Below are 23268 nucleotides of genomic sequence, written 5' to 3'. Positions count from 1 at the left end.
CTAAATAACTAACTGATACAAATTTAGAGTAGAAGTGTAAAATAAAGTAGAGGTAAAAGGTTGAATTTGTAAGGGTGTTTTTCCTGTAAATTCAATCTGTTTATATTTTAATGCATAAAAAAAGCCCTCACAAAGTGAAGGCTTCTACATATTTTAAAGAAAGCTGTTTACAATTTAGAAAACATTTTTTCCATTTTTTCTTTTTGTTCTTCAGCTAAAACAGCATCAACTAAAATTCTACCACTATGCTCGTCTGTTATTACTTTTTTACGTGAAGCAATTTCTACTTGAATTTGTGGAGGAATAGTAAAGAACGAACCTCCAGAAGCACCTCTTTCAATTGGTACAACGGCTAAACCGTTTTTAACGTTGTTTCTAATTCTGGTATAAGCAGAAACTAAACGCTCCTCTAGTTGCTCTTTATATTCGGCAGATTTATCAATTAAGGCTTGTTCTTCTTTTTCAGTTTCGGCTAAAATAGCATCCAATTCACCTTTTTTATGTTTTAAGTGTGTTTCACGCTCTTTTAAGCGCTCTTTTGTTTCACTTATAACTTCTTTTTTCTGCTCAATTTGCGCCTTAAATTCTTTAATGTGTTTTTCGGCTAATTCGATTTCAAGCTCTTGAAATTCAATTTCTTTAGACAACGAATTGAATTCTCTGTTATTTCTAACGTTCTTTTGTTGCTCAGCATATTTTTTCATTAATGCTTTAGACTCTTCAATAGAGTTTTTCTTATTGGCAATGTCGTTATCTATAACCTCTAGGCTTGCAACCAGTTTGTCTAATCTTATGTTTAATCCAGCTACTTCGTCTTCTAAATCGCGAACTTCTAATGGTAATTCACCACGTACATTTCTAATTTCATCTATACGAGAATCAATTAATTGTAAATCGTATAACGCTCTTAAACGCTCTTCTACAGTTGCTTCTTTCTTTTTAGCCATACTTTAAAAATACTTAACAGGATTGGTATTTGTCTTTGATAAAATGATTGCAAAATTAGTAATTTTTTTTGTAAGATGAGCTACTAAAAGATTTTTTGTGTATTGTTCACTTTCATAATGGCCAATATCGGTTAAAAGAATGCGATTTTCTGCCGAAAAAAAATCATGATATTTTAAGTCGGCGGTAATAAATGCGTCTGCACCAGCCCCTTGGGCAGCGTTAATAGCAAAACTCCCCGAACCTCCTAAAACCGCAACTTTTTTTATTTTTTTGTTTAAAAATGAAGAATGCCTAATAAAAGGTGTTTTCATTTTAAGTTTTATGTGGTTTAAAAACTCATTTTCGGTTAAAGCTTCTTTAAATTCTCCTACCATTCCCATACCTATATTTTGGTTTTTATTTTCTATGGTAATAATTTCGTAAGCAACTTCTTCGTACGAATGTGTTTTAAATAATGTATTTAAAATTTTGCTTTCTAGGTGTTTAGCGAAGGTTATTGTTATTTTAGTTTCTGCTTCGGTATGGTCTTTACCAATCTCTCCAATGCTAGGATTAGAGTTTTCGTTACCTTTAAATGTACCAACGCCATCTACATTAAAACTACAATTTGTGTAATTACCAATGGCACCCGCTCCTGCATTGAACAGCGCTTTCCTAAGCGCAGCGGCTTCATTTTTTGGGGCGTAGGTGGTTAATTTTTTAATGGTTTCGTTTTGAGGTATTAAAATGCGTTTATTTTTAAGTTGTAATTTATTGCAAATCATGTCGTTTACGCCATGAATTGAATTATCTAAAGCGGTGTGAATGGCATAAATAGCGATATCGTTTTTTATTGCTTTTAAAACAGTACGCTCTACATAGTTTTTACCTGTAATTTTTTTTAAGCCTTTAAAAATAATGGGGTGGAAGCTTACAATAAGGTTACAGTTGGCTTCAATGGCTTCATCTACAACTGGTTCAAGTGTATCTAAAGTTACTAAAACACCAGTAATTTTAGAATTTTTATCGCCTACTAAAAGCCCTACATTGTCAAAATCTTCAGCGTATGCCAAAGGCGCTAAAGTTTCTAAATGATTTATAACATCTTGTACAATCATATTCAATTAAATTTTACATCAAAGATAAAATAATTACTTTCGTTGTAATGAAATTTTTGCGATACATACTTTTTCCTATTGTTCCTGTTTACTTTATAATAACTTGGTTTAGAAATAAGCTTTACGATTATAATATTAAGGTATCTAAAACTTATAACTTGCCAATAATTTGTGTTGGAAATTTAAGTGTTGGTGGCACGGGCAAAACGCCAATGATAGAGTATTTAATTAGTTCTTTAAAAAACGATTATAAAATAGCAACTTTAAGTCGTGGTTATAAGCGCAGTACTACAGGTTTTCAATTGGCAAATTTGTCATCTACGGCAAGCTCTATTGGAGATGAGCCTTTTCAGTTTTATTGTAAATTTAAAGATGATATTTATGTTGCAGTCGACTCTAACAGGCAAAATGGTATTGCAGCTTTATTAGATTTAAACATAAAACCCGAAGTTATTTTACTTGATGATGCTTACCAACATCGTAAAGTTAATGCCGGATTTAATATTTTGCTAACTACTTATAATAGGCTTTATTTTAAGGACATTGTTTTACCTACTGGCGATTTACGGGAACCCAAAAGTGGAGCTAATCGTGCCGATGTAATTATTGTTACAAAGTGCCCTGAAGGAATTAGTAATTTGGATAAAGAGCTAATAACAAAGCAAATTAAACCCAACATTAACCAAAGCGTATTTTTTAGTAGTATTGTATATTCTGATACTGTTTTTTCGGAAAACTCTTCAAAAAAAATAACCGATTTAAAGCCGTTTACTTTAGTAACAGGAATTGCGAATGCCTCGCCTTTAGTTGAATTTTTAAAAACTAAGGGTTTACAATTTACGCACCAAAATTTCCCAGATCATTATAATTTTAAAGTTGAGGATGTTTTGCGTTTAGAAAAAAACGACTTAATTATTACTACCGAAAAAGATTTTATGCGTTTAAAAGACTTTGAGAAGCTAAAGCATAAGCTGTTTTATCTTCCAATAACCGTAAAGTTAGATAACGCCGAACAGTTTAATAATTTATTAAAGCAATTTGTTAAGCCGTAGTTTTGTTAGATAAAGCATTGTATAATTTTTTCTCGAACTCTTCTTGTTTGAATGGCTTTGGAATAATATCTGTAAAACCTGCCTCTTCAAATTCTTGCATTTTATCTTCAATAGTTACGGCGGTTAAAGCATAAATAGTAAGTTCTTTATCGAAAGTTCTAACAATTTTTGTAGCCTCAATACCACTTATTCCAGGCATGTGGATATCCATTAAAACAACATCGTAGTTGTTGTCTTTTATTTTGCTTACGGCATCCTCTCCATTATCTACTATTTCGCAGTGTAATCCCATTTTGGTTAAAATCTTTTTAGTAATCATTTGGTTGATTTTGTTGTCTTCAACTACTAAAATTTTAACCTTCGATAAATCGAAATCATTATTTTCCGGATTAAAATAAGATTGTTTTTTATCGCTCGATTCTTCAACTGTAGTGTATTCTAAAGGAATTTCAAAGAAAAACGTTGTGCCTTTTCCAAGTTCGCTTTTTACGTAAATTATTCCTTTTAAAATATCAATTAAACCTTTAACAATAGACAAACCTAAACCAGTACCACCATATTTACGGTTAATTTGTATGGATCCTTGAGAGAAACTCTCGAACATATGGTCTTGTTTTTCTTGGCTTATACCAATACCATTATCTTCTACTTCAAATCGAAGTGTGTAAATTTTATCTTTTTGTTCAATTTTATAAACTCGAATCCAGATATCTCCATTTTTAGTAAACTTAATGGAGTTACCAACCAAGTTTATTAAAATTTGAGAAATTTTTAATTGATCGGCAATAAAATTTTCCGAAAGACCTGGCTCATATTCAAAATGAATATTAACGTTATTATCTTGAGCCGAATTGTTTAAGGCCAAAATAATATTATTTATTTTCTTTTTTAAATTAAAAGTTTCAGGTTCAATATCAACTTTATTTGCTTCAATTTTATTTATTTGAAGAATGTCGTTGATAAAGGTTAATAAATAATCGCCAGAAAACTTTAACGATTTTAAATGTTGTACTTGTTCGGGTTTTGGGTTTTCATCCAAAAGCATGTTACTAATTCCTGTAACAGCGTATAAAGGTGTTCGTAATTCGTGAGTTACTGTAGATAAAAAATTTGCTTTGGTTTTCGAGGCTAACTCAGCTTTTTCTTTGGCAACAATAAGTTCAGAATTTTTTTTGTGCAACATGTTGTTGGTTTTTAACCTAATGTTGTTGTTTTTATATAACGATAAGGTTAAAAGCGACAAAATGGTTATTAAAGCAACACTTAAAATTGAAATTAACGTTCCTAAGTTATTATCCGATTCAGATTTTTTTAGCTTTTCTGTTACTTCGGCGAAGTCATGGTTTAATTCGGCTAATTTAGTTTGCGTTTCTAATTCTAATGATGAATTTGAGTTAATTAAGCTTCTTATTGAGTCTGAAATTTTAATATGCTTATTAAGATACTCGCGAGATAATTTAAAGTTTCTGGAACTATTATATAAGTCACTTATAACCAAATAGCCATCAGGAAGTAAATTGGTAAAATTATTGGTTTCGGCAAGTTCAATACCTTCTTTTCCGTATTTAACTGCTTTATTATGGTTGCCTAAATTGTTTTGAACAACTGCTAAATTAATTAAGGCTTCACTTTGCGCTTTTAAAAAATCTATATTTTGCGCTTCAAGTAGCGCTTGTTCAAGTAAACTTTGAGCCTTCTTATAATTTTTAAGTGAAATATAGGTTTTACCCTCAGAAAGCAAAGTTTGTGTATAATTTTGGTCTAGTTCTTCTTCTTGAAACTTAGATTTAGCTGCTGTATATGAGTCTAGCGCTTGGTAATATTCTCCTCTTGAATAATAAATATCTCCAAAGGTTTTATAGCTTTTTCCTAAATTTGTGTTGTCGTTTATAAGTCGTTGTACCTCAATGGCTTTGCTTAACGACTTTATGGCTTTTTCTTCTTGATTAACAACTAATTGAATTTTTCCTTTTAAGGTATGAATAACTCCAATACTTTCTTTATTGTCTGTTTTGTTAGCAAGCGTTAAAGCTTCATCTAGATTTATTAAAGCTTCGTAGTAGTTAAAATTATCTAAATATTCTTGAGCCTGTTTTATTCTGTAATTAATATTATTAAGCGCAATTTCTGGATCGTCTTGAATTTTATCCTGCGCAAAACTAATTAAGCATAAAAGCATTAAAATAAGAGAACTGTAGGCTTTTATTTTAGACATATTTGTTGTTTGGAATTAGACAAATATAAACATTTTATCGATAAAACGTATTTTTATCACGATAAATTACAGATTAAATCAATTATTCTTTGAGAATACCCCGTTTCATTGTCATACCAACCAATTATTTTTACCATATTGCCTATAACCGAAGTCATTTGAGCATCGAAAATGCAGGAATGTGTGTTTCCAACAATATCGATAGAAACTATAGGATCTGTAGTGTATTCTATAATGTTTTTAAATTTTCCTTCGGAAGCTTGTTTAAATGCGTCGTTAACGCTTTTTATTGATACTGTTTGCTTTACATTAAATGTTATATCGGTTAAAGAGCCGTTTATAACCGGAACTCGAATACCGCAACCTCCAATAACTTCAGACAAATCTGGGAAAATTTTTGTTAGTGCTTTAGCTGCTCCGGTTGTAGTTGGCACAATAGATTGGCTAGCTGCTCTCGAGCGGCGTAAATCTCTATGCGGTTGGTCGTGCAAACTTTGGTCGGTGGTGTAAGAGTGTACTGTTGTAATATAAGCTTCGTTTATACCGCAAAGGGTATTAATAACATCAAACATTGGGGCTGCGTTGTTTGTGGTACACGATGCGTTAGATATTATTTTTTCAGAGCCATCTAATATATAATTATTAACTCCTAAAACAATAGTTTTTATATCATCTTCAATTGGCGGAACACTTAAAATCACTCGTTTTGCACCATTATTTAAATGATGATTTAATTCTAGAGTTGTTTTAAATTTTCCTGTGGCTTCAATTACAAAATCTACATTAAATGGTAGCCAATTTATTTCTTTTGGATGATTATGATTTAATAACGGAATGGTGTTGTTATTTACAATAATGTTATTGTTTTCACCTGAAATAGTACCGCTAAAAAGCCCATGTACACTATCGTATTTTAATAGATGACTTAAGGTTTTAGCATCAGCTAGATCGTTTATGGCAACAACGTTTATATTGTTGTATTCTTGAAGAAGTCTAAAAACACGTCTGCCTATTCTGCCAAAACCATTTATGGCAACATTAATCATTGTTTTTAATTAATATGTTTTTGAGCATGATAAGATGAACGCACTAATGCACTACTTTCAACATGGCGAAATCCTAGGCTTAAACCTATTTCTTCATACTCTTTAAATTCGTCTGGGTTTACAAAACGTTGTACGGGTAAGTGTTTTTTACTTGGTTGCAAATATTGGCCAATAGTTACTACATCAACGTCGTTAGCTTTAAGGTCGTGAAGGGTTTCAATAACTTCTTCTTTAGTTTCACCTAAACCAAGCATTATACCAGACTTTGTTCTACGTTGCCCTTGCTGTTTTAAGTATTTTAAAACACCCATACTACGGTCGTATTGTGCTTGAATTCTAACTTCACGGGTTAAACGACGAACGGTTTCTATGTTGTGTGATACAACCTCTGGAGCCACATCAATAATTCTATCTATATGTTTTTCAATACCTTGAAAATCGGGTATTAATGTTTCCATAGTGGTTTCCGGGTTCATGCGGCGAACAGCCTTAACGGTTTCTGCCCACATAATGCTTCCCATATCTTTTAAATCATCTCTATCAACACTGGTTAAAACGGCGTGTTTAATTTTCATGATTCTAATTGAGCGTGCTACTTTTTCAGGTTCGTCCCAATCCACGGTTTCTGGTCTTCCAGTTTTTACACCACAAAATCCGCAAGAACGTGTACAAACGTTTCCTAAAATCATAAAGGTTGCAGTACCTTCACCCCAGCATTCACCCATATTTGGGCAGCTTCCAGAAGTACAAATAGTATTTAGCTTATATTTATCTACCAGACCACGTAATTCGGTATATTTTTTCCCTGTAGGGAGTTTTACACGAAGCCATTTTGGTTTTGGTTTGCGCTCTGGCAATATATTTGAAACTGTTTCTGTATTCATATAAAAAAAAGTGTGATTACAAAGATACAAAGTATTTCTGTTAAATTGTATAGGAGGAAAGGCAATAAGGTGTTTAGTTTTAAGACTTATTTGTAATAATATCAGCTAGTAATTTTTTAGCACGAAGTAGTTTTACTTTTACGTTGTTTATAGGTTCGTTAAGCTCTGCAGATATTTCTTTATAACTTAGTTCTTGAAAATAGCGTAAGTTAATTATGTTCTGGTAATGGGGTTTTAGTTTTTTTATGTCGCGAAGTAATTTTGCTAAATTCTGTTCTGTAATGAGTTTGTCTTCAGGTGAAGGCGATTCGTCTAAAATTTGATAAGCTTCATCGCGATTATTTGATAAAACTTGAGAAATAGAATTCTTTTCCTTTCTAAGTAAATCAATATGAATATTTTTTGATATTGTTATAAGCCAGGTTTTAAACTTGTAGTTTTCATCAAATGTTTCAATTCTATCAAAAGCTTTTGAAAATGTTTGAATGGTAATATCTTCGGCATCGTTTTCGTTTTGAGTTCGCTTTAACTGAAAGCCATAAACATCGTCCCAAAAGCTATCTAAAAGAAAATTAAATGCTTTCTGGTTGTTTGCTTTTGCAAGTTTAATAGCGTTTTCTACTTCCAATAGTTGGGTTTTGAAATAAGATTATTTATAAATATAGTTAATTGTACGATAATTAAAAATATTTCTAAAAAGGGTAATAAACCTATTAAGCCTTTTTCTTGTAAAGTCTTTGCCGATTTGTAAACTATAATGTATTGAGTTATTAGCTTTAAAACAAATAAACTAACTACTAACTCCCAGTTAAATAGAAAAGCGGATAATAGTATAAATAAAACCCAAAACAGAAATTGTGCTAGGTAATTTAAACCCAATAAAATTTTGTGTTTACTTTTGTAATATTTAGCAGTGCTTACATGTCTGCGTTTTTGCTTATACCAATGTTTAAATTTAAGTTTAGGAACAGAAATTGTAAAGCTATTTGGTGTTATACAAATAGCGGTATTGGTTTTATTTGCAATTTGATTTATAAATAAATCATCGTCTCCAGATTTTATTTTCATGTGGTTTGCAAATCCGTTAACTTTAAAAAAATCTGTTTTGGTATAAGCCAAATTTCGGCCAACACCCATATAAGGTAAGCCAATTTTAGCAAACGAAAAATAATGAATTGCAGTTATTAGGGTTTCATACCTGATAACTTTGTTTAAAAAAGATTTGTTCTTGGTTTTATATTTTCCATATCCTAAAACAATATTTTTAGGGGTGTTAAAATGAGAAACCATTTCGCTAATCCAGTGTTTGGAGGCTGGTTTGCAATCTGCATCGGTAAATAATAAGTGCTCGTGAGAGGCTGCTTTTATGCCCATAGTAAGGGCGAATTTTTTATTACCCCAAAACGTTTCGTAGTTTTCTACATTTACTATTTTAATGTTTTTGTTGGTATCGGCAAAATGCTCCATCACATCTAGAGTATTATCGCTTGAAGCATCGTTAATTAAAACAATTTCAAAATTTGAATACGCTTGAGAGATTATGGAGGGTAAAAAAGTTTTTAAATTTTCAGCTTCATTTTTAGCACAAATTATAACCGAAACAGAGATGTTGGTTTTTGTCTGTTCTTGTTGCTTAAAAAAAGCAAGTTTTGAAAAAATAAAAAGATAAAAAAGTATTTGAATACCAACTACAACAATAAAAATGTAGAAAATAACATCAAGAAACGCCATGAAGTTTTATTCCTGATGTTGTGGCTCGTTGCAATCGCTAAATTGATCTGGAGTTTTACCACAAAACCCACAGGCTTCACCACTTTTGTTTAGCATTGGGTTTTGGCTAGCGCAGGTGCCAGCAAATTTACCATCCTTTTTTGCCCAAATTTTAATAGCAATTCCTGCTATTCCTAAACCTAGCATTGCTATAGTGATTAAAAGAAGTTTCATTGAATATAAATTTTTGCAAAGATAATAGTTTTAGTTAAACGCAATAGTATTTTTGGGATATAAAAAATCCCCATTTAATTTTTTAAATGGGGATTTTTTTAATCGTGAATTGCTATTAATATAATTTAGTGTAAGTCTATTTCTGCTACAGAATTATCTGTAGAGGCGGTTTGGTTTCCACCTTTAGGTTCTATTGTAATGCTTAAAGCTAAAGCGTCTTCTAAATAGGGGACTTCTTTTAATTTTCTGTCAGCTTCATTTAAAATTCCTAAACTAACCATTTTACCTTGTAATTCCGCCCAAATTTGGTAGCATTGCTCTTCTGGTAATTGTGGTAATGAAACCACATCAATCATTGATGTTTTTTCTTTTGGATTAATGTAGGCAACGGTTTTTAAATCTTTAGCACGTTCGTTACCTTTTATAATGTATTTTTCTGTTTCTGGGTTATTAAGCTTCAAAAGTTGACGCATAACATTGTCTAACATTAAATTGTTTTTGTCAATATCACTACGTAAATCAAAAAGCTCATCTACAACCACTTGATTTTCTTTAGATAATTTTAAATTTTGATTATAAAATATATACGAAGTAGCCGCAAATGCTATAGCTGTAATACTTGCAGCAACACCAAATTTAAACCAACTTTTAGTGTTTTTTTGTGGTTTTAAATTTACCACGGGTTTATCATCAAGTTCATCTAAAATATTATTTAAGATGCCTTTAGGGGCTTCAACAGCATTACTTTTCGCAACCACTTCAAGGTTGTACTGTAACATGTTGTAGGCATTCTGTACTTCTGGATATCTTGCAATGTAAGATTCTACCATTCTGGTTTCTTCAGAAGTAGTATCACCAATTAGATATTTGTCTAATAGGCCAGAATTTAAGAAAGTAATTATTTTCTCATTCATGACTTAATTAATTAGGGGTTGTAAATTTTTTTCAATTCGCGTAACCCAATTTTTAATCTTGATTTTATAGTTCCTAACGGAATATTTAATTCGTCGCTGGCTTCTTGCTGTGTCATACCTTCAAAAAACAAGGCATTTAAAACTATTTGATACTTTTCGTCTAAACTGCTTAAATGCTTTTTTATATCTAGTACGTCTTGGTTTAACTCTGTTGACGATACTTTATATACGTTTGAGGTTTCAATTTGGACTTCTTTACCAGATTTATTTTTAATATTTCTAACCTTATCTATGGCACAGTTATAAGATATACGATATAACCAAGTAAATAGTTTTGCTTTGTTAGGATCGTATTTTTTTGCATAGCGCCATATTTTTACAAAACTTTCTTGTAAGACGTCCTGCGCAATATCATCGTCAGTAATTACTTTTTTAATTACTCCAAATAATGCATCGGCATAGTTTTCGTAAAGTAAACTAATGGCTTTTTTATCGCTTTTTTGCAATAAGGAAACGATTTCTTTTTCTATTGGTGAAATCAAATTTTGGTTAGATATTAAGTTTTTCTAGTGTCAAATTTAGAAATTTCTTTTAAATTAAATAATATTTACTTCAGCTTCAATAGAAATATTAAAAATTCGATAAACGGTTTTTTGAATTAATTTTGATAAATTTAAAATATCTTCCCCTTTGGCATCGTTGTAATTTACCAGAACTAATGCTTGTTTAGCATGAACACCGTAATTGTTAAAGCGCTTACCTTTAAAACCTGCTTGTTCAATAAGCCAACCTGCTGGTACTTTAATTTCGTTTTCGTTTACAGGATAATTTGGGATATTATTAAAGTTTAAAGCCAATGTATTGAAATGCGATTTAGAAATCACCGGGTTTTTAAAAAAGCTTCCGCTGTTACCTATGTTTTTTGGATTTGGTAATTTGCTTTCTCGAATAGCAATTACGGCCTTTGAAATACTTTGAATTGTAGGAGTGCTTATTTGCATGCTTTCTAGCTCTGCCTCAATAGTGCCATAATTAATGTTGAGTTTGTGGTTTTGTTTACTTAATTTAAAAACCACCGAGGTAATCACATATTTTCCTTTTACTTCTTGTTTAAAAATGGAATTTCGGTAACCAAAGTTGCAATCTGCATTGGAAAAGGTTTTTAACTGATAATTATCAACCGAAATGGCTTCACACGACTCAAAAACATCTTTTAGTTCAACGCCATAAGCACCAATGTTTTGAATGGGCGATGTCCCAACATTACCTGGAATTAGCGAAAGGTTTTCAACCCCGCCAAAATTATTTTGAATACACCAAAGTACAAAATTGTGCCAATTTTCGCCCGCTTGTGCTTTTACATATACAAAGTCTTCGGTTTGTGAAACAATTTCAATGCCTTTTAAGTTTATATGAATTACTATTCCAGCAAAGTCTTTAGTTAGTAACAAATTGCTTCCACCGCCTAAAACTAATCGGTTTTTATACTCTTTTAATGATAATACTTGTTTTAAATCATCAATGGAATTTACAGATACAAAATGATTTGCAACCACATCAATTCCAAAAGTGTTATAGGGTTTTAAAGATATGTTTTGTTGTATTTGCACTAGTTCTTGTAAACTTTTAAGGCTTCTTTTAAAATATTAGTAGCTTTTAATAGGCTTTCTTTATTAAGCACATAAGCAATTCTTACTTGGTTTTTTCCAACTAAGGGTGTTGAATAAAAACCAGAGGCCGGAGCTATCATAATGGTTTCTCCATCCAGATCAAAATCTTCAAGAAGCCATTGCGCAAAATGATCGGCATCGTTTATTGGTAATTCGGCAATACAATAAAAAGCACCTTTAGGTTTGGCAACTTTAACGCCTTCAATACCCTCTAAAGCTTTAATTAATGTATTGCGACGACTTAAGTATTCTGCATTTACCTCAGTAAAATAGCTTTTAGGGGTATCAAGAGCGGCTTCACTAGCAATTTGTGCATACGTTGGCGGACTTAAACGGGCTTGAGCAAATTTTAAAACCGTAGACATAACGGTTTTGTTTTTTGAAACTAAACTACCTATGCGAGCACCACACATACTGTAACGTTTCGAAACCGAATCTATTATAACCGCATGTTCGTCCATGCCTTCTACTTCTAGAATAGAAAAATGTTTTTCACCGTCGTATACAAATTCACGATATACTTCATCGGCTACTAAAAATAAATCATTTCGTAATGCTAAATCAGATAATTTACGAATTTCTTCCTCTGAATATAAATAACCTGTAGGATTGCCTGGGTTACAAATAAGAATTGCTTTTGTTTTTGGAGTTATTAATTTCTCAAAAACTTCAATATCTGGTAAAGCAAAATTGTCTTCAATATTACATACAGCGGGTACAACTTTAACTCCGGTAGCCGTAGAAAAAGCAATATAATTAGCGTAAAATGGTTCGGCAATAATAACCTCGTCTCCTGGATCCATAATACTGCTAAATAAAAATATTAAAGCTTCACTCGCGCCAGTGGTTACAATAATATCTTTATCGCTTACATTAATATTTGTGTCTTGGTAGTATTTAGCTAGTTTTTGGCGATATGAATTTATGCCTTCAGATCTGGAGTAAGACAAAATTTCCACCGAATTATTTTTTACAGCGTCTAATACATTTTGAGGGGTTTTAATGTCGGGTTGCCCAATATTTAAATGATAAATATACTTTCCTTGCTCTATTGCTTTTTCGGCAAATGGTACAAGTTTTCGTATAGGCGACTCGGGCATTAAGCGCCCTTTTGTAGAAATTTTTGGCATTAAAAAAATATTTAAGCGGCAAAGTTGAGAAAATTATTTTAAAATTATTTTAAAAGATCCGCATAATTATTGCGACAAAAACGGAAAGTTTGTTAAATTTAAGAACCAACTTAATTGTATTTGCCATGAAATGCTGTTTGTTTTTTGCCTTGTTTTTTTATGTAGGTGTTGTAAGTTATGCTCAAGATAGTTTTAAGGTTTTAAACAGCAAGAAATCTCATAAAATACAATTTAAGCTAATAAATAACCTCATAATTGTTCCAGTAGAAGTAAATGATGTAAAATTATCTTTTTTGCTTGATACAGGAGTTAGTAAGCCTATTATTTTTAATTTGTTGCATGTTGAAGATAGTTTAAAGCTACAGAATACAGAAACTATTGAGCTCATGGGGTTTGGCGACGGAGAACCTATTAAAGCAGCAAAATCTACAAATAACGTCGTTAAAATAGGAGATGCCATTAAATTAAATCAAGATTTTTATGCGGTATATGATATCGATTTAAATTTAGCTCCCAGATTAGGTATACCTGTACATGGTATTATGGGCTTTGATTTGTTTAAAGATTTAATTGTGGAAATTAATTACTCAAGAAAATTTGTAAGATTAATAGAACCAGATTTTTATGACTATAAGCGCAAAAGAAAAACAGAGAAATTACATTTAGAGTTTTATAATAATAAACCTTATATAAACGTAAAAGTAAATATTAAGGATAAAGAAATACCTGTAAAACTATTAATTGATTCTGGCGGGAGTGATGCTTTGTGGTTATTTGAAGATGATAGTTTAGATATTCATCCTGGTGACCATTTTTTTTATGATTATCTGGGGCATGGGCTTAGTGGAAGTGTTTTTGGAAAACGTTCAAAAGTCAATGGCTTTTCAATTAACAATTATCATTTAAAAAATGTAAATGTTGCGTATCCCGATTCTAGTTCGGTTGTAAAAGCTAAAAATAACAAAGGAAGAAATGGAAGTTTATCTGGAAATATGCTTAAGCGGTTTAATGTGGTTTTCGATTACCCAAGAGGATTTGTAAGCTTTACTAAAAATAGCTTTTTTAAAGAAAAGTTTAACTATAACCACAGCGGGATTGAATTGGCACACGATGGCTCAAGACTTGTAAAAGAGATAGACGATTCTCGTAGCAAATTTAGAAGCCCTAACACACAAAATAGAAGTGCTGCTAATAGCCAAACTATTGTAATAGATGCGCAATATAAATATGTTTTAAAACCTGCTTTTGTAATTGCAGAACTCAGGAAAAATTCTCCCGCAGATTTAGCTGGATTACAAATAGGCGATTTAATTTTAGAGATAAATAACAAACCAACAACTAGGTTTAGTTTACAAGAAATTACTAGTAAATTTTATGATGATGTTGGTAAACGCGTTAAATTAAAAATTGAACGTAGGGGCGTGGTATTAAATTATTCTTTCGTTTTAAAGTCGCCTTATTAAAAAAAGAAACCTCAAGTTTTCACTTGAGGTTTAAAAATTAAATATTTTTTACAATTTATTGTTGTACAATACTTTTGTCTTTCTTTTCAAGAACACTTGCTTTACTAGAATCTACAACTAAACCTTTAATTTTTAAAGCTACAGTTGGCGTTTCAGCGTTAGACTGCACAGTTATTGTTTTTCTAATTGGGTTAACACGGTTGGTGTCGTATTTAACTTCAATTTCTCCAGTTTTCCCTGGTAAAATAGGATCTTTTGGTTTTTTAGGGATTGTACATCCGCAGCTAGATGATACCTTAGTAATAACTAAAGGCTCGTTACCAGTGTTGGTAAACTCAAAAACTCTAACACCATTTGCTCCTTTTTCTATTGTTCCATAATCAATTGTTTCCGTTTTAAATTCAATTTTAGCTTGAGCATTTACAGCTAAACTGAATAATCCAACAAAAAAGATTGTAATTAAATGTTTCATAATTTTAGTGTTTATTTCAAATTAATTACCCTTTACTATTTAAATATTTAGGGCGAATATTTACATGGTATTCTTTAAATCTTCGTCAAACATACTCACTTTTTCTACAACCTACAAAAATATTGGATGTATTACAGGTTTATTAACATATTTAACAAAGTTAAAAGTACATTCTGTTTCAAAATTAAATTTAACAATCATTAGTTTAATATCTGTTTTTACAGAACAAGAAATATAAGTACTTTTGCCAATTATTATTCAAAAACTATTCCAAAGATGAGTATTCCATCAAAATACGATGCACAACAGGTAGAAAACAAGTGGTACGACTACTGGATGACACATAATTACTTTCATTCAGAACCGGACGAAAGAGAGCCATATACCATTGTAATTCCTCCGCCAAACGTTACAGGAGTACTTCATATGGGACATATGTTGAATAATACTATTCAAGATGTATTAATTCGTCGTGCGCGTTTACAAGGTAAAAATGCCTGTTGGGTTCCTGGTACAGATCACGCTTCTATTGCTACCGAAGCCAAAGTTGTGGCCAGATTAAAGGAACAAGGTATAGATAAAAACGATTTAACTCGCGATGAGTTTTTAAAGCACGCCTGGGATTGGACGCACGAATACGGTGGCGTTATACTTGAACAATTAAAAAAACTAGGCTGTTCTTGCGATTGGGATCGTACCAAATTTACAATGGACGACGATATGAGCGAAGCTGTAATAAAAGTGTTTGTAGATTTATACAACAAAGGCTTAATTTATCGTGGCTATCGTATGGTAAACTGGGATCCTGAGGCAAAAACAACATTATCGGACGAGGAAGTAATTCACGAAGAGCGTCAAGGTAATCTTTACTATATTAATTATAAAATTGAAGGTAGCGACGATACCTTAACTATTGCAACTACGCGCCCTGAAACTATTTTTGGCGATACTGCTATTTGTATAAATCCAGAAGACGAACGTTTTACGCACTTACGTGGAAAAAAGGCCATTGTGCCAATTTGTAATCGTGTTATTCCAATTATAGAAGATGAATATGTAGATCTTGAGTTTGGTACAGGTTGTTTAAAAGTAACACCTGCACACGACGAAAACGATAAAAACCTTGGCGATAAACACAATCTTGAGGTTATCGATATTTTTCATGAAGATGCTACATTAAATAGTTACGGATTACAATTTGAAGGTCAAGATCGTTTTGTGGCTAGAAAATCCGTTGCCAAAGAATTAGAAAATATTGGTGTTTTAGTAAAAACAGAAACACATATAAATAAAGTAGGAACCTCAGAACGTACAAAGGCTGTTATCGAGCCTAGATTAAGCGATCAGTGGTTTTTAAAAATGGAAGAACTCGTAAAACCAGCAATAGAGGCGGTTTTAGGCGAAAATAACGATATTCAATTATTTCCTAAAAAGTTCGAAAACACTTATCGCCACTGGATGGAAAACATCCGCGATTGGAATATTTCGCGCCAATTACTTTGGGGACAACAAATTCCAGCGTACTATTATGGTGAAGGAAAAGAAGATTTTGTAGTAGCAGAAACTATTGAAGAAGCGGTTAAGTTAGCGCAAGAAAAAACAAACAACCAACAGCTAACAACTAGCGATTTACGTCAAGAAACTGATGCTTTAGACACTTGGTTCTCGTCATGGTTATGGCCAATGTCGGTTTTCGATGGTATTCGCAACCCAGAAAACGACGATATAAAATACTATTACCCAACAAACGATTTAGTTACAGGTCCAGATATTTTATTCTTTTGGGTAGCTCGTATGATAATTGCTGGATACGAATATAAAGGAGAAATGCCATTTAAAAATGTGTATTTAACCGGTTTAGTTCGCGATAAGCAGCGTCGTAAAATGAGTAAATCTTTAGGAAACTCGCCAGATGCTTTAAAACTTATAGAAGAATACAGTGCCGATGGTGTTCGTGTTGGTTTACTATTAAGTAGCGCAGCAGGAAACGATTTGTTGTTCGATGAGTCCTTATGCCAACAAGGAAAAGGTTTTGGTAACAAAATTTGGAATGCTTACCGATTAGTTGATGGTTGGGAAGTTTCGGAAAGTATAGAACAACCAGAAGCAAGTAAAATAGCGATTGAGTGGTACGAATCTAAATTCCAAAAAGCATTAATCGAAATAGAAGATCATTTTAGTAAATACCGTTTAAGTGATGCTTTAATGGCTATTTATAAATTGATTTACGATGATTTTTGTGGTTGGTTACTAGAAATGGTAAAGCCAGCGTACCAACAACCTATAGATGTTAAAACGTATAACGCGATTATTGCCATTTTTGAAGATAATTTAAAAATTGTACATCCGTTTATGCCATTTTTAACTGAAGATTTATGGCATTACATAAAAGACCGCACACCAGAAGAAGCTTTAATTGTAGCCAGTTGGCCAACAGCTAAACCAATTAACGACACTTTGATTTCTGAATTTGATTTTTCTTCGGAAGTGATTTCTGGTATTCGAACCATTAGAAAAGAAAAGAACATTGCTTTTAAAGATGCGATTGGTTTTTCTGTTATAAACAACGAAAAGTCACCTACTACTTTCGATGCTATAATTGCTAAAATGGGTAATTTAGAAGCTATTGATTATGTAGATGAAGCTGTTGAAGGCGCATTAACGTTTAGAGTAAAATCGAACGAATATTTTGTGCCAATGGTTGGTGCCATAGATGTTGAAGCTGAAATTAAAAAACTAACCGAAGAGTTAAATTACACCGAAGGATTTTTAAAATCGGTACAGAAAAAACTATCAAACGAGCGTTTTGTAAATAATGCACCAGAGCAAGTTGTAGCTAGCGAGAAAAAGAAAGAAGCCGATGCTTTAGCTAAAATTGAAACGTTGAAAACTAGTTTAGCTAGTTTGGGGTAGGTTTTGTTATTATGTTGTAGGTAAAGGAATTAAACCTTCCGAAAAAAATACTGTCAAATAAAAAAATTAATCTATGAGACAGACGGTATTACTTTTTATGATTAGCTTGCTTTTCGTACAGTGCACAAAAACAGATGATAATACTGCGATTGATTATCCCGATTCTGAAAACGATATAAGAGTTGGGGATTTTTCCGTAAACTATGTTAATCCCGAAATTTCGCCTAGGGATAATTATATGATTTGGATAGAACTTGACACGATAAGTGGTGTGTCTGGAAAAGTCTGGCAATGCGGTATAAACCCAAATACAGGAGATTTAATTCCTGAAGATGGAAAAGGATATAGTCCTTTTACTTCAAATATTTATGCACGTCCTGCGGATTGGGGAATTGATAACTTAGGTGTTTTTTATGTTGGCGCTACAACTTCAGGGCAAATAAAAATGGTGCGCCCAACAAGCCCAACTTCAGCAACGGTTAAAGATATTGCAGCACCTATTGATAATAAACGAAGAGTATTTTACCCTTCACAACTTCCAGACGAAAACAAAAGATTTGTTCTTTATATTTTAAATGATGTCATTAATGGGTTTTCTGCAAATTACCCCCAAAACAAGAAATTTCAATTGCGACTTCTTGATTTGGACAATCCAACAAATGATTATTTAATAGAAGAACAACCAAGCATATACCCATTAATAGTTCCTATGGATGTTATTGTTCCAAGATGGATAAAAGGAAGTTCTTACATCACTTATGGTTATAAAGATGCCAATGGAGTTGTGCAAGCAAAACAATTTAATGCACTTAACCCAACCGCTGCTGCTGTTCCTGTAACAAATGATATAGCCAATAAAGTAGATGGTAATACAATTTTAAACATTTTAAATGGAAATCAATATTTTATAAGTGGTTTTAATGCGACAAATACTGCATATGTTTATAAAAGAGCATCTTTCGAATCTATGTTCGTTCAAAATGAAATAATAACACCAACCTCAGTAAATCTTGAAGCACCTGCCTTAAACCAATCGCATGAACCTTTTATTTTTAATAATGAGATGTATTCAGCATTTCAAATAAATGAAGATGGCAATAATTTTTCCCTAACGGCATTTAATCGACCTGGTGAAATTTGGTTAACGACAATAGACAACCAAAATCAACAAATGTGGTTATTAAGTGATTTTGATAGTACTTTAAATGTATCCGAACCAGAAGCATACATTGGGAACGACAAAGTTTGGATATTCTATTCAGCTTCTAAACTAGATGGTTCACAATCTTTTATTAATAGGAAATATCAATTGAGAAGATGTGAAACGCCTATGAATTAAGCAAATACCAAAAAAAATAAAAGGTGTAAATTAATTACAATTTTCCAATTTCTCATCAATTTGCGACATTAAAGCCCATAAGTAAATATGATAGTCTTTAATATGATAGCCCCAATTTGAGTAATTAATATGGTCTTGCTCGTCTTCAAGCTCGTTAGGGCGCTGGTCGTTGGGTTGTGGTGCAAAATCTATACTTAATACCACTTTTTGATTTGCTTCACGGCGTTGTCTAGCGGTGTAAAAATTGTTAAAAGCTATAAAATTAGCGTCGTCGGCATAATCGTAACCGCTGTCTGGTGTTATGTAATAATCTAAATTTGATGCAGTTTCTCCGTAGTAACTAAAATCTTGAACAAACCAGTCTTCGGTTTCATTAAAGGCTCTGTAAACCAATCCGCTATTTATTAAATACGGGTTAAATTCTGGCAACCCTGGGTTAATATCTGGAATGTCCTGAGCTTCATCAAAAGCAGCCCAATTACTTATACAACCACATTCGCTTGTTGTTGTACATAACGGGATGTTTTCCCACCAACCGCCTTTGTATTGGCCTTCTTCGGCATAAACATATGCCATTCCCGCTAAGGCCGCTACCACTAATTGGCCGCGTAGTGTTGGATTTTCATCGAATACATCGCGTAATAACATGCCTAATAAATACGATCCTTGCGAATGGCCTGCAAGTATAATTTTGTTACCGTTATTGTAATTGTTTAAATACTCTAAAAATGCAGCTTTTACATCGCTATAAGAGGTTGCAATAATATTGGCTTGTTCTTCTTTGTCGGTATCTTCGCTATAAGTTTTTCCAGACGATTGGCGATAATGAGGCGCAAAAACACGACCGTATTTTGCTAATAAACCACCTTGAGCAATTATAGTTAGGTTAATTAACAATTTATCTTGCTCATCAATAGGAATATTTTGTGGCGTAAAAGCACTTTGTGCAGTAGTTAATATGGTTGGGTGCACCCAAAATACATCGACACCAGTGTTTACGGTGGCATTATTTTCTACCGCAATGGTTTCTTCAATGTTTAAATTTTCATCAATTACGGCAATATCTAAATTGTAAAAAGGTAAAATGGTTGTTTTTTCGGGGTGAATTACCCAATTTTCGGGATTCTCGAAATCTACAGTAGAGGTTGGAATATCAATGACTTCTGTAACTGGGTCGTCGTCTTGTTCTTCTTCTGTGTTGCCGTTATCGCTTTTTGAGCATGCCGTTTGCAGTATAATTAGGGTAAGTAATAAGAGCTTTTTCATTTTTTAAGTAGGTTTTTAAAAATAAATATCTGAAAAATAGTTCGTTAGGCTAATATAATAAAAAAAGTCGCTCCTAAATTAAGAACGACTTTTTTGTGTTGTTAAATTGTTTATTCTTTATTCGTTCACCGAAATTAGGTTAATATCAAAAATTAGTACAGAACCTCCAGGAATACCGGCGTAACTGCTATTACCATACCCTAAATGTGCAGGAATTAAAAGCATGCCGCTACCGCCTTCGTTAAAATAAGTAATACCTTCGGTCCAACCGGCAATAACTTGTTGTAAGTTAAATGAAATGCCGTTTTCGTCACTTTCATCAAAAACACTACCATTTAAAAAATATCCTTTGTAAGCTACGGTTACGTTACTCGTGTAAGTTGGTTGTTCGCCAGAACCTTGTTCGTTAATAACATAGTACAAACCCGAATCGGTTTTTGTTGCATTTAGGCTGTTTTCGGCAATGTAATTTTGAATGTCTTTATCGTTTTGTGCTCTATAGTCTATAGTGTCGTCGTTTTTACAAGCTGTAAATATTAATGGGAGTATTAAGGCAAAGGTTAATAAGGTTTTTTTCATGTTTAAAATTTTAGGGGTAAATATAATAAGATGTAAGTGTTGTAAATGGCCTTATTTGTTAAAGTTTGTTGAAAAAAATAGAGACGCTTTAAAAATCGGTAAACCTGTCATCCTGAACTTATTTCAGGGCCTCATTAATTTGGAGATGAGAATCTGAAATGAATTCAGATTGACAATATGGTTAGGACTTTTAAAGCGTCTCTTTAAATATTTAAAGCTACAATTAACTTTACTTTATCATAGCGTAGCTACGTTTTATAAAGTTTGTAAGTTCTTCACCTTTTAATAAACCTTGAGATAAACGCGCTAAATCTAATCCTTGATTAATTAAGCGTTCTTTATCTTCTTTGGCTTCGGTACTTAAAATATCGCTAACTAAGGCATTATTTGTGTTAACAACTAAGTTGTACATTTCTGGCATATTACCCATGCCAAACATACCACCGCCGCCTGTAGCTTGCATTTCTTTCATGCGTCGCATAAATTCTGGTTGCGTAATAATAAACGGATTTGCCTCGCTATCCATAGCTTCTAATTGAACCATAAATTTATCAGAAGGCACAACTTCTTTTAATAATTCTTCTAATGTTTTCTTTTGATCGTCATCTAACTTAGAAATAGTGTTTTCATCTTTCTTAATTAAATTATCGATGTGATCACCATCAACACGTGCAAAAGATATGTTTTCTTTTGATGTTTCTAATTTCTGGATTAAGTGTGAAACTATTGGAGAATCTAATAATAAAACTTCGTAACCTTTTGCTTTTGCAGACTCGATGTAACTGTGTTGTGCATCTTTATCTGAAGCGTAAAGAATTACTAATTTATCATCTTTATCGGTTTGGTTTGCTTTAATTTTATTGAATAATTCTTCGTATGTGTAGTAGCTACCATCAACCGTAGGGTAAAGTGCGAAAGCATCTGCTTTTTCAAAGAATTTTTCTTCGGAAAGCATTCCGTATTCAATAACTACTTTAATATCATTCCATTTCGCTTCAAAATCTTCACGATTGCTATTGAATAACGATTTTAATTTATCGGCTACTTTACGTGTAATGTAAGATGAAATCTTTTTTACAGCGCCATCGGCTTGTAAGTACGAACGAGATACGTTTAACGGAATGTCTGGAGAATCGATTACACCACGTAACATGGTTAAAAATTCTGGTACAATACCTTCAACATTATCGGTTACAAAAACCTGGTTTTGGTATAATTGAATTTTATCTTTTTGAATATTCATGTCTTGTCCCATTTTTGGGAAATACAGAATACCAGTTAAGTTAAATGGATAATCAACATTTAAGTGAATGTTAAATAACGGCTCCTCGAACTGCATTGGGTACAACTCGCGATAAAAGTTTTTGTAATCGTCGTCTTTTAAATCGGTTGGTTGCTTTGTCCACGCTGGGTTAGGGTTGTTAATAATATCGTCAACCGTAATTTGCTTGTGTGGTTCTTTGGTTTCTTTACCGTCTTTGTCGTTAATAGTTGCAGGCTCATGCTCTGGGTCGTTAATTTCTTTAGTACCAAATTTAATTGGCACAGGCATAAACTTGTTGTATTTGTTTAATAGCTCACGAATACGAGATTCTTCAAGAAATTCTGTAGAATCTTCGGCAATATGAAGAATTATTTCTGTACCTCTATCGGTTTTATCGGCAGCTTCTAAAGTAAACTCAGGCGAACCATCGCAAGTCCAATGTGCAGCAGGTTCATCTTTAAACGATTTTGTAATGATTTCAACTTTTTCCGCAACCATAAAGGCAGAGTAAAAACCTAAACCAAAATGACCGATAATTCCAGAATCTTTAGCCGAATCTTTGTATTTATCTAAAAATTCTTCAGCTCCAGAAAAGGCTACTTGGTTAATGTATTTTTCAACCTCTTCGGCTGTCATACCTAAACCTTGATCTATAATATGAAGTTTTTTACCGTCTTTATCAACTTTTACTTCAATTTGCGGATTGCCATACTCAACTTTAGCTTCACCAATATTGGTTAAGTGTTTAAGTTTTAAAGTTGCATCTGTTGCGTTACTAATAAGCTCACGTAAAAATATTTCGTGGTCGCTGTATAAGAATTTTTTAATTAACGGAAAGATATTTTCTACCGATACATTAATGTTTCCTGTTGCCATAATTTAATTTATTTTTTAATTCTCACATCTGCGAGAACTGTTTATTGATTTTTATTTTGATTGATTAGGTTATTTCAACAAAAATGCCAATTCCTAAAATATGACAAAGTGGCATAAATTTTTATAGAGATAAGAAATAGTAAAAATTGAAGGAGATTTTTTATATAAAATGAAAAATATGATTTGTTTATTGGAA

At 32.4% G+C, this 23268-nt stretch carries 20 protein-coding genes; 4 read left to right on the top strand and 16 right to left on the bottom strand.

All coding sequences use genetic code 11. The annotated features are described in order from the left end of the window. Positions 1-167: 167 nt before the first annotated feature. The gene (locus LG651_RS14705; RefSeq protein WP_226696867.1) at positions 168-947 is read right to left on the bottom strand and encodes a zinc ribbon domain-containing protein; all 780 of its coding nucleotides are present in this window, start codon (positions 945-947) and stop codon (positions 168-170) included. Between the two features lie 3 nt (positions 948-950). Next, the gene (locus LG651_RS14700) at positions 951-2045 is read right to left on the bottom strand and encodes a Nif3-like dinuclear metal center hexameric protein (protein WP_226696866.1); all 1095 of its coding nucleotides are present in this window, start codon (positions 2043-2045) and stop codon (positions 951-953) included. Positions 2046-2092: 47 nt separating this feature from the next. Here LG651_RS14700 and lpxK point away from each other — a divergent pair, with 47 nt between their 5' ends. Next, positions 2093-3097 carry a tetraacyldisaccharide 4'-kinase gene (gene lpxK / locus LG651_RS14695; protein ID WP_226696865.1) on the top strand — a complete coding sequence of 335 codons (1005 nt, stop codon included), beginning with the start codon at positions 2093-2095 and terminating at the stop codon, positions 3095-3097. Here the strand turns inward: lpxK and LG651_RS14690 are convergent. The 10 genes from LG651_RS14690 to LG651_RS14645 all read right to left on the bottom strand — a co-directional run bounded on the left by LG651_RS14690 (position 3087) and on the right by LG651_RS14645 (position 12900). Continuing rightward, complete coding sequence (locus tag LG651_RS14690; RefSeq protein ID WP_226696864.1) at positions 3087-5312, bottom strand: ATP-binding protein; 2226 nt, start codon at positions 5310-5312, stop codon at positions 3087-3089. The genes lpxK and LG651_RS14690 overlap by 11 nt on opposite strands. A 56-nt stretch (positions 5313-5368) precedes the next feature. Continuing rightward, the gene (gap, locus tag LG651_RS14685) at positions 5369-6358 is read right to left on the bottom strand and encodes a type I glyceraldehyde-3-phosphate dehydrogenase (RefSeq protein ID WP_226696863.1); all 990 of its coding nucleotides are present in this window, start codon (positions 6356-6358) and stop codon (positions 5369-5371) included. A 5-nt stretch (positions 6359-6363) separates the two neighbouring features. Continuing rightward, positions 6364-7242 carry a lipoyl synthase gene (lipA, locus tag LG651_RS14680; RefSeq protein ID WP_226696862.1) on the bottom strand — a complete coding sequence of 293 codons (879 nt, stop codon included), beginning with the start codon at positions 7240-7242 and terminating at the stop codon, positions 6364-6366. A gap of 79 nt (positions 7243-7321) precedes the next feature. Further along, positions 7322-7870 carry an RNA polymerase sigma factor gene (locus LG651_RS14675; protein WP_226696861.1) on the bottom strand — a complete coding sequence of 183 codons (549 nt, stop codon included), beginning with the start codon at positions 7868-7870 and terminating at the stop codon, positions 7322-7324. Next, the gene (locus tag LG651_RS14670) at positions 7861-8973 is read right to left on the bottom strand and encodes a glycosyltransferase (protein ID WP_226696860.1); all 1113 of its coding nucleotides are present in this window, start codon (positions 8971-8973) and stop codon (positions 7861-7863) included. Before LG651_RS14670 ends, LG651_RS14675 begins: the two co-directional genes overlap by 10 nt. A 6-nt stretch (positions 8974-8979) precedes the next feature. Beyond that, positions 8980-9186, bottom strand: a complete 207-nt coding sequence (locus LG651_RS14665; protein WP_226543250.1) for a membrane or secreted protein — start codon at positions 9184-9186, stop codon at positions 8980-8982. A gap of 125 nt (positions 9187-9311) precedes the next feature. Next, complete coding sequence (locus tag LG651_RS14660) at positions 9312-10100, bottom strand: anti-sigma factor domain-containing protein (RefSeq protein WP_226696859.1); 789 nt, start codon at positions 10098-10100, stop codon at positions 9312-9314. Between the two features lie 11 nt (positions 10101-10111). Then, positions 10112-10642, bottom strand: a complete 531-nt coding sequence (locus LG651_RS14655; RefSeq protein ID WP_226696858.1) for an RNA polymerase sigma factor — start codon at positions 10640-10642, stop codon at positions 10112-10114. A gap of 54 nt (positions 10643-10696) precedes the next feature. Then, entirely contained in the window at positions 10697-11710 is a 1014-nt protein-coding gene (murB, locus tag LG651_RS14650; protein ID WP_226696857.1) for a UDP-N-acetylmuramate dehydrogenase, read from the bottom strand. After that, positions 11710-12900 (bottom strand): pyridoxal phosphate-dependent aminotransferase, encoded by a 1191-nt coding sequence (locus LG651_RS14645; protein ID WP_226696856.1) that lies wholly within the window; start codon positions 12898-12900, stop codon positions 11710-11712. The genes murB and LG651_RS14645 overlap by 1 nt, the downstream gene beginning before the upstream one ends. 89 nt (positions 12901-12989) lie before the next feature. Between LG651_RS14645 and LG651_RS14640 the strand changes: the two genes are divergently transcribed. Beyond that, a complete protein-coding gene (locus LG651_RS14640) occupies positions 12990-14363 on the top strand; it encodes an aspartyl protease family protein (protein ID WP_226696855.1) in 1374 nt (457 codons plus the stop codon). 55 nt (positions 14364-14418) lie between these two features. Here the strand turns inward: LG651_RS14640 and LG651_RS14635 are convergent, their stop codons facing one another. Further along, the gene (locus LG651_RS14635; protein WP_226696854.1) at positions 14419-14835 is read right to left on the bottom strand and encodes a DUF1573 domain-containing protein; all 417 of its coding nucleotides are present in this window, start codon (positions 14833-14835) and stop codon (positions 14419-14421) included. Between the two features lie 276 nt (positions 14836-15111). Here LG651_RS14635 and LG651_RS14630 point away from each other — a divergent pair, with 276 nt between their 5' ends. Continuing rightward, complete coding sequence (locus LG651_RS14630; protein WP_226696853.1) at positions 15112-17748, top strand: valine--tRNA ligase; 2637 nt, start codon at positions 15112-15114, stop codon at positions 17746-17748. A gap of 73 nt (positions 17749-17821) precedes the next feature. Then, a complete protein-coding gene (locus LG651_RS14625) occupies positions 17822-19087 on the top strand; it encodes a hypothetical protein (RefSeq protein ID WP_226696852.1) in 1266 nt (421 codons plus the stop codon). Between the two features lie 30 nt (positions 19088-19117). Here LG651_RS14625 and LG651_RS14620 read toward each other — a convergent pair whose 3' ends face one another. From LG651_RS14620 to htpG, 3 genes are all read right to left on the bottom strand, one after another. Next, positions 19118-20353: a DUF3089 domain-containing protein gene (locus LG651_RS14620; protein WP_226696851.1), complete on the bottom strand. Its 1236-nt coding sequence runs from the start codon at positions 20351-20353 to the stop codon at positions 19118-19120. A gap of 117 nt (positions 20354-20470) precedes the next feature. Continuing rightward, a complete protein-coding gene (locus tag LG651_RS14615) occupies positions 20471-20932 on the bottom strand; it encodes an FKBP-type peptidyl-prolyl cis-trans isomerase (protein WP_226696850.1) in 462 nt (153 codons plus the stop codon). Positions 20933-21161: 229 nt separating this feature from the next. After that, on the bottom strand, positions 21162-23072 hold the full coding sequence (gene htpG, locus LG651_RS14610; RefSeq protein WP_226696849.1) for a molecular chaperone HtpG: 1911 nt from the start codon (positions 23070-23072) through the stop codon (positions 21162-21164). Positions 23073-23268: the final 196 nt, after the last annotated feature.

Source organism: Neotamlana sargassicola (assembly GCF_020523965.1).
Classification (GTDB): Bacteria; Bacteroidota; Bacteroidia; order Flavobacteriales; family Flavobacteriaceae; genus Neotamlana; species Neotamlana sargassicola.
This window is presented reverse-complemented; position numbering and strand designations above follow the sequence as displayed.

What these genes read in the sequence shown, in the direction of transcription:
- LG651_RS14705 (WP_226696867.1), bottom strand. Translation starts at nt 947, where the DNA reads ATGGCTAAAAAGAAAGAAGCAACTGTAGAAGAGCGTTTAAGAGCGTTA.
- LG651_RS14700 (WP_226696866.1), bottom strand. Translation starts at nt 2,045, where the DNA reads ATGATTGTACAAGATGTTATAAATCATTTAGAAACTTTAGCGCCTTTG.
- lpxK (WP_226696865.1), top strand. Translation starts at nt 2,093, where the DNA reads ATGAAATTTTTGCGATACATACTTTTTCCTATTGTTCCTGTTTACTTT.
- LG651_RS14690 (WP_226696864.1), bottom strand. Translation starts at nt 5,312, where the DNA reads ATGTCTAAAATAAAAGCCTACAGTTCTCTTATTTTAATGCTTTTATGC.
- gap (WP_226696863.1), bottom strand. Translation starts at nt 6,358, where the DNA reads ATGATTAATGTTGCCATAAATGGTTTTGGCAGAATAGGCAGACGTGTT.
- lipA (WP_226696862.1), bottom strand. Translation starts at nt 7,242, where the DNA reads ATGAATACAGAAACAGTTTCAAATATATTGCCAGAGCGCAAACCAAAA.
- LG651_RS14670 (WP_226696860.1), bottom strand. Translation starts at nt 8,973, where the DNA reads ATGGCGTTTCTTGATGTTATTTTCTACATTTTTATTGTTGTAGTTGGT.
- LG651_RS14665 (WP_226543250.1), bottom strand. Translation starts at nt 9,186, where the DNA reads ATGAAACTTCTTTTAATCACTATAGCAATGCTAGGTTTAGGAATAGCA.
- LG651_RS14660 (WP_226696859.1), bottom strand. Translation starts at nt 10,100, where the DNA reads ATGAATGAGAAAATAATTACTTTCTTAAATTCTGGCCTATTAGACAAA.
- LG651_RS14645 (WP_226696856.1), bottom strand. Translation starts at nt 12,900, where the DNA reads ATGCCAAAAATTTCTACAAAAGGGCGCTTAATGCCCGAGTCGCCTATA.
- LG651_RS14635 (WP_226696854.1), bottom strand. Translation starts at nt 14,835, where the DNA reads ATGAAACATTTAATTACAATCTTTTTTGTTGGATTATTCAGTTTAGCT.
- LG651_RS14630 (WP_226696853.1), top strand. Translation starts at nt 15,112, where the DNA reads ATGAGTATTCCATCAAAATACGATGCACAACAGGTAGAAAACAAGTGG.
- LG651_RS14625 (WP_226696852.1), top strand. Translation starts at nt 17,822, where the DNA reads ATGAGACAGACGGTATTACTTTTTATGATTAGCTTGCTTTTCGTACAG.
- LG651_RS14620 (WP_226696851.1), bottom strand. Translation starts at nt 20,353, where the DNA reads ATGAAAAAGCTCTTATTACTTACCCTAATTATACTGCAAACGGCATGC.
- LG651_RS14615 (WP_226696850.1), bottom strand. Translation starts at nt 20,932, where the DNA reads ATGAAAAAAACCTTATTAACCTTTGCCTTAATACTCCCATTAATATTT.
- htpG (WP_226696849.1), bottom strand. Translation starts at nt 23,072, where the DNA reads ATGGCAACAGGAAACATTAATGTATCGGTAGAAAATATCTTTCCGTTA.